Origin of the sequence: Pseudomonas sp. NPDC087358, assembly GCF_044900785.1 — a bacterium.
Classification (GTDB): domain Bacteria; phylum Pseudomonadota; class Gammaproteobacteria; order Pseudomonadales; family Pseudomonadaceae; genus Aquipseudomonas.
This window is the reverse complement of the sequence record NZ_JBJDOA010000001.1, coordinates 355,494-361,594: the sequence shown is the minus strand read 5'-3', so window position 1 is coordinate 361,594 and position 6,101 is coordinate 355,494. Positions and strand designations below refer to the sequence as shown.

Genomic DNA, 6,101 nt, shown 5'->3' with positions numbered 1-6,101 from the left:
CGACGCGGTGCTTGGCTTTTTGTTGGCGCGAAAGAAGTCGAGAAATTTCATTGATTAGTTGCCTCCAAAGATACGCTCGAAGAATCCCTTCTTCTGTACATCGAGGAAGCGATGTTCAACTGTCTTGCCCAGCAAGCGATCTACTGCATCGCTGTACGCCTGGCCGGCGTCGCTCTGGTCGTCGAGAATCACCGGGACGCCCTGGTTGGACGCCTTGAGCACGGCCTGGGATTCCGGAATCACGCCCAGCAGGGTCACTGCCAGGATGTCCTTGACGTCTTCAACGCCAAGCATTTCGCCCTTGCTGACGCGCTCCGGGTTGTAGCGGGTGAGCAGCAAGTGTTCCTTGATCGGGTCTTCGCCTTTTTCGGCGCGCTGGGATTTGCTGGCCAACAGGCCAAGCATGCGATCCGAGTCACGTACCGAGGAGACTTCCGGGTTGGTCACGACGATGGCTTCATCGGCAAAGTACATCGCCAGATGCGCACCGGTCTCGATGCCGGCTGGAGAATCGCAGACCACGTACTCAAAGGTTTCCTTGAGTTCGGCGAGGACCTTGCCCACGCCTTCCTTGGTCAGCGCTTCCTTGTCCCGGGTCTGGCTGGCGGCCAGTACATACAGGTTCTCAAGGCGTTTGTCTTTGATCAGTGCCTGTTGCAGGTTGGCTTCGCCGTTGACCACGTTGACGAAGTCATACACCACGCGGCGCTCGCAACCCATGATCAGGTCAAGGTTACGCAGGCCCACGTCGAAGTCGACGATGACTGTCTTGTGGCCACGCAGAGCGAGGCCGGTACCGATAGCGGCGCTGGTGGTGGTCTTGCCCACACCACCCTTGCCGGATGTAACCACGAGAATCTTGGCCAAGGTGAATCACCCCTAGAGGAAAAGGATTTTTAGTCCCTGAAGAGCCCCTCATGACGCAGCGTTGTTCGAGCAAGGGTGGAGACGAGCGCCTGCTGGAGGCTCAAGTTTCGAGAAAACAAATGAATTTCCCGGATTTCCTTCCCTTTGCATCGTTTTCGCGACGAATCAGAGTGGCTTTGAAAATGGCGCAGTATCCGTTAAAGACGGGTGATGTTCAACACGTCGCCGGACAGACTGACCTGTACCCCGGCGCCCCACAGGGGATCCCTGCGCAGGTCTTCGGAAACCTTGTATTGCCCGGCGATGGAGACCAGTTCGGCGACCATCTGCTGGCAGAAGATCCGCGCCTTGGTGTCGCCCTTGATGCCCGCCAATGCGCGGCCCCGCATCGGACCATACACATGGATGTTGCCGTCGGCGAGAAGTTCCGCGCCGGGGCTGACCGAGGAGATGACCACCAGATCCGAGCCTTGCGCGTAAATCTGCTGACCGCCGCGCACGGGGGCGGTGATGATCTTGGTCGGCTTGATCAGCGGCTCGGGTGGTTTTTCGATGATTTCGGGCTTTTTCTTCACCTCGCCCTCGATCGGATCGAGCGGCCGCTCGCGGGCACCGGAAGGTGGCAGGACGGGCAGGTCGATGGCGATCGCTGCGGCGATGTCTTCGATGCGGTTGGCGCGAATGGCCAGGGTGCGCAGGCCGTGCTGACGGCAAATGCGCATCATCGCCGGTAGGTCGATGACCCCTTCGTTGGCCGGCAGCTTGTCCAGCGCCAGGACCAGCGGCGTGTTGCTGAAGAAGTTTGGCGCCTGAGCGACTTTTGCCGCCAGCTGACGATCCAGCGCTTCAAGATTGTTGCGGGCCAGTTCCAGTACGGTGATGGCCAGCATGCTGCCCTTCAACTGGAACACGGGATCCTTGTCTTGCAATTCGATTTGGCTCATGTCGGCATACAGCGGCTTGTCGCTAAAAGTGCCGAGACTTATAACGAGAACGCCCGCGAGTCGCAAGGGACGGCAACCGACGAAGGGTCACCGATCCTGCCCAAGCAATGTAGAATGCCCGCCTTTGCCCTGACGGAAGCTGTAATGGATCGCCCGCGTTTTCGAGCTCACTTTCTTCATCCCCGCTTCTGGCTGCTGTGGCTGGGGCTGGGCTTGCTCTGGCTGGTCGTGCAATTGCCGTTCCGGGTGTTGCTGGTCATCGGCCGGGCACTGGGCGCGGTCATGTACTACTTCGCCACCGACCGTCGGATCATCGCCGCGCGCAACCTGCAGCTGTGTTTCCCGCAGTATTCCAAGGCCGAGCGCAAACGCCTGCTCAAGCAGAACTTCGCCTCTACCGGCATCGCCTTCTTCGAGATGGCCATGAGCTGGTGGTGGAGCAAGCCGCGTCTGGCCAGGCTGGCCCACATCGAAGGGCTGCAGCATCTCAAGCAGGCGCAGCTGGACGGGCACGGCGTGATTCTCATGGCGCTGCATTTCACCACCCTCGAGATCGGCGCGGCGCTGCTGGGCCAGCAACACACCATCGATGGCATGTACCGCGAACACAAGAATGCCTTGTTCGACTTCGTTCAACGGCGCGGTCGCGAGCGGCACAACATGGATTCCATTGCCGTCGAGCGCGAGGACGTGCGCGGGATGATCAAGCAGCTGCGCAAGGGTCGAGCCATCTGGTACGCGCCGGATCAGGACTACGGCGCCAAACAGAGCATTTTCGTGCCGCTGTTCGGTATTCAGGCAGCCACGGTCACGGCGACCAGCAAGTTTGCCAAGCTGGGCCACGCTGTCGTGGTGCCGTTCACTCAAGAGCGTCTGGCCGACGGCACCGGCTACAAGCTGGTCATTCATGCGCCGCTGGCCGACTTCCCCGGCCAGAGCGACGAGGCCGATTGCCTGCGTATCAACCAGTGGGTGGAGCGGGCGGTGACCGAATGTCCAGAGCAGTATCTGTGGGCGCACCGGCGTTTCAAGAGCAGACCGACGGGCGAGCCAAAATTGTACAAAAAGCGCGGCTGAAGCCCAGCCACGCAGGTCTTGCGGGTCTTGCAGGTCTTACGCGGTCAGTTTGTCGTCGCGAAAATCGCGCAGTGCCTGCTCGATCTCTTCTCGGCTGTTCATCACGAACGGACCGTATTGCACGATCGGCTCTCCCAGCGGCTTGCCAGCAATCAGCAGCATGCGCGCGCCAGTGGCCGTACTCAGATGCAACTCGCCGTTCTCCGACAAGCGTGCCAGACGGCTCTGGCCGAGCTTTTGCGGTTGTCCTGCAATCTCTACTTCGCCTTCGTACACATACAACAGCACCCGATGACCTTCCGGAACACGCGGACTGATCTGCGCGCCGGCAGGCAGGTGGAAGTCGAAATACTGTGGCTCGGTATCAGGGCGTTGCACGGCCCCGGCCTGTTGTAGCTGGCCATCGTCGAACTGGCCGGCGATGACCACCACCTCGACGCCATTTTGCGTGGTGACACGCGGGATGCGCTCCGGCTGGATGTCGTCGTAACCGGCCTGGCCCATCTTCGATTTGCCTGGCAGGTTCAGCCACAATTGAAAGCCGCGCATCACGCCTTCTTCCTGCTCCGGCATTTCGCTGTGGATCACCCCGCGCGCCGCGGTCATCCATTGCACGCCGCCGCCTTGCAGCAGGCCAACGTTGCCCATGTGGTCCTCGTGGCGCATGCGGCCTTCGAGCATGTAGGTCACGGTCTCGAAACCGCGATGCGGGTGCGGCGGGAAGCCGGCGATGTATTCGTCAGGCTTGTCCGAGCCAAACTCGTCGAGCATCAGGAACGGGTCAAACAGTTCGACACCAGGACCGCCGAAGACGCGCGTCAGCTTGACGCCCGCGCCGTCCGAGGTCGGTTGACCGGCCTGCATCGACAGTACTTTGCGTAATTGAGGCATGAGGCTCACTCCGGAACAAATGGCAATGGCGCCTATGGTATGCCGGTTGAGACGATGGAAGGGTGCGATTTTTGCGGGGGATTGATCGGCTGCTTCGATATTCGGATGCCCTGCTGTAGGGGTGAGCTTGCTCGCGATCGCGGTGTGTCAGTCCCTGAATCTGTCTCAGGGCTACCGCTATCGCGAGCAAGCTCACTCCTACAAGTGAGCATTACTCACTGATCTGCAACTTGCGCGCTTCGGTGTACACGTAGCGCACCTTCTCGTATTCGAACGGCGAGTTCATCTGCCCGTAACGGAAGCTGGTGGTGTAGCGGCGGTCAATTGCCCGCAGCAGGTACAGCTCCGGATGGTCCTCGCTGACCTGGGCCACGTTCAGGAAGTTGATCTGCGATTCAGCAGCGAAGTCGAAGACCAGGCCACCGGTATCACGGAAGTTCGACGGGCCGAGGATCGGCAGCACGAAATACGGTCCGGCTGGCACGCCATAAAAGCCCAGCGTCTGTCCGAAGTCCTCGCTCTGCCTAGGCAGGCCCATCATCGTCGCCGGATCCCACAGCCCGGCGATGCCCAGCGTGGTGTTGATCAACAGGCGGCCGGTGGTTTCCATCGAGCGCTTGCCCTTGAACTGCAACAGGCTGTTCAGCAGGTTAGGCACATCGCCCAGGTTGCTGAAGAAATTGCTGACGCCGGTGCGCAGGAAGCTTGGGGTCACGTATTTGTAGCCGTTGACCACCGGCAGGAACACCCATTCATCGAAGCGGTAGTTGAAGTGGTAGACCCTGCGGTTCCACGACTCCAGCGGATCGTAGACGTTGAGCGCGTTGAGTGACGAACGTTCGAACTCCTGGGCATCGAGGCCGGGGTTGAATTTCAGCGACTTCAAAGGCTCGGTGAAACCGTCGGTGTTATCGACCCGCTGCACCGTAGCTGCCTTGGAGACGATCGGCGCATCGGCCGCATGAACCGCGCCTGCGCAAAGCAGCGCGGCAATAAGCAATAGACGTTTAGCCACGGAAAAACTCCAGCATGGCGTCGCTGTTGACGCGATAGTTCATGTTGCCGCAATGACCGCCATAGGGATAAACGGTCAAACGATCGCCAAAGGTCTTGCGCAGGAATCCCAGGTCGCCAGGGCCGAGGATCACGTCGTCGGCGTTATGCATGACGGAAATCTTCTTGCTGGTGGTCAGGTAATCCTTGAGTGCATACAGGCTGACTTGATCGACCAGTTGCAGCAGGCTGCCGCCATCGGTGCGGGCACGCCACATCGGGATCACCTGCTCGGTCACGTAGCAGTCGAAGTCGCACTGCAGCGCGCGCTTGAGAAACGGCGTCAGGCTGGTGCCTTCGCTGATCGGCGTTTTCGGCGGGGTAATCAGGCCGCGACGGTTGATCAGGTCCGAGGTGAAAGCAATGTCGGCTGCCGAGAAGCGGAACGAGGTACCGATCAGCATCGCCATCTGTTCGTTGGACAGGTGCTGCTTGGATTGCTGGAAGTCATATAGCAACGCGTCGTTGAGGTCGATGTAACCCTTCTCGCGGAAATAGCGGGTCAGCTTCTGCAGCACCAATTCGTAGAACGTGGTGCTGTTGGTGATGCCCTTGACGTCGGTCTGGACCATTTTGTCCAGGTTGCTGATCGAGGTGTACAGGTTGACCGGCGGGTTGATCAGCAGCACTTTCTTGAAGTTGAAGCTGCGTCGGGTTTCGTCCAGCTTGCTGACAAATGCCGCGTCCAGTGCGCCAAGGCTGTAGCCGGTGAGGTAATACTCGGTCACTTGCAGCTTGCTCTGCTGGGCGCGCACTGCCTGCATTACACGGTACAGGTCTTCAGCGTCCTCGGTGGTCACGCCTGGCGTCGCGAAACGGGAGGCGGCGCTCATGAAGTCGTAGCTGGTGGGCGAGGAAAGCTGTACGACGTTATACCCAGCACCGTAATACAGGCGCTTGAGGTATTCGTTGAGTGTGCTGTTGTACGGCGCGCCGGTGCCGGCGATCAGAAAGATCAGTGGCGCTGGGTGATCCTGTTTCGCCAGGCGGTATCGCAGTTTCTTCACCGCCCAGAAGTTGTCCGGCAAGGTGAATTCGCGGTCCGGGCGCAGCGTCAGACTGTAGTCGTCCTGATCGATATCGGCGTCGTCCGGCACTTTGGCGCGCAAGTCCGGAGGCGTCGTGGCGATGGTCGCTTCGAACGGATTGGTCAGAGGGAAGCCATAGCTGGACGGATCGATGTCGACCGCCATCACGGACGCACTCAAGAACAAGCCGCCCGAAAGGGCGGCGAGGCGTAGAAAACGAAGCATGACTAAATCCCTTGGG

Annotated in this window: 6 protein-coding genes; 1 reads left to right on the top strand and 5 read right to left on the bottom strand. The window is 59.9% G+C overall.

The window, feature by feature from the left end; genetic code table 11:
• Nucleotides 1–54: 54 nt before the first annotated feature.
• Both minD and minC read right to left on the bottom strand, forming a co-directional pair.
• Nucleotides 55–867 (bottom strand): septum site-determining protein MinD, encoded by an 813-nt coding sequence (gene minD, locus ACI2KS_RS01595; protein ID WP_404616644.1) that lies wholly within the window; start codon nt 865–867, stop codon nt 55–57.
• Nucleotides 868–1,064: 197 nt separating this feature from the next.
• On the bottom strand, nt 1,065–1,811 hold the full coding sequence (minC, locus tag ACI2KS_RS01590) for a septum site-determining protein MinC (protein ID WP_404616643.1): 747 nt from the start codon (nt 1,809–1,811) through the stop codon (nt 1,065–1,067).
• Nucleotides 1,812–1,955: 144 nt separating this feature from the next.
• Between minC and ACI2KS_RS01585 the strand changes: the two genes are divergently transcribed.
• A complete protein-coding gene (locus ACI2KS_RS01585; protein ID WP_404616642.1) occupies nt 1,956–2,888 on the top strand; it encodes a lipid A biosynthesis lauroyl acyltransferase in 933 nt (310 codons plus the stop codon).
• 36 nt (nt 2,889–2,924) lie between these two features.
• Here ACI2KS_RS01585 and ACI2KS_RS01580 read toward each other — a convergent pair whose 3' ends face one another.
• The 3 genes from ACI2KS_RS01580 to ACI2KS_RS01570 form a co-directional block, all read right to left on the bottom strand.
• Nucleotides 2,925–3,779: a pirin family protein gene (locus tag ACI2KS_RS01580; RefSeq protein WP_404616641.1), complete on the bottom strand. Its 855-nt coding sequence runs from the start codon at nt 3,777–3,779 to the stop codon at nt 2,925–2,927.
• Nucleotides 3,780–3,990: 211 nt separating this feature from the next.
• A complete protein-coding gene (locus ACI2KS_RS01575) occupies nt 3,991–4,794 on the bottom strand; it encodes a VacJ family lipoprotein (protein WP_404616640.1) in 804 nt (267 codons plus the stop codon).
• Nucleotides 4,787–6,085: a serine/threonine protein kinase gene (locus tag ACI2KS_RS01570; protein ID WP_404616639.1), complete on the bottom strand. Its 1,299-nt coding sequence runs from the start codon at nt 6,083–6,085 to the stop codon at nt 4,787–4,789. Before ACI2KS_RS01570 ends, ACI2KS_RS01575 begins: the two co-directional genes overlap by 8 nt.
• Nucleotides 6,086–6,101: the final 16 nt, after the last annotated feature.

What these genes read in the sequence shown, in the direction of transcription:
- minC (WP_404616643.1), bottom strand. Translation starts at nt 1,811, where the DNA reads ATGAGCCAAATCGAATTGCAAGACAAGGATCCCGTGTTCCAGTTGAAG.
- ACI2KS_RS01585 (WP_404616642.1), top strand. Translation starts at nt 1,956, where the DNA reads ATGGATCGCCCGCGTTTTCGAGCTCACTTTCTTCATCCCCGCTTCTGG.
- ACI2KS_RS01580 (WP_404616641.1), bottom strand. Translation starts at nt 3,779, where the DNA reads ATGCCTCAATTACGCAAAGTACTGTCGATGCAGGCCGGTCAACCGACC.
- ACI2KS_RS01570 (WP_404616639.1), bottom strand. Translation starts at nt 6,085, where the DNA reads ATGCTTCGTTTTCTACGCCTCGCCGCCCTTTCGGGCGGCTTGTTCTTG.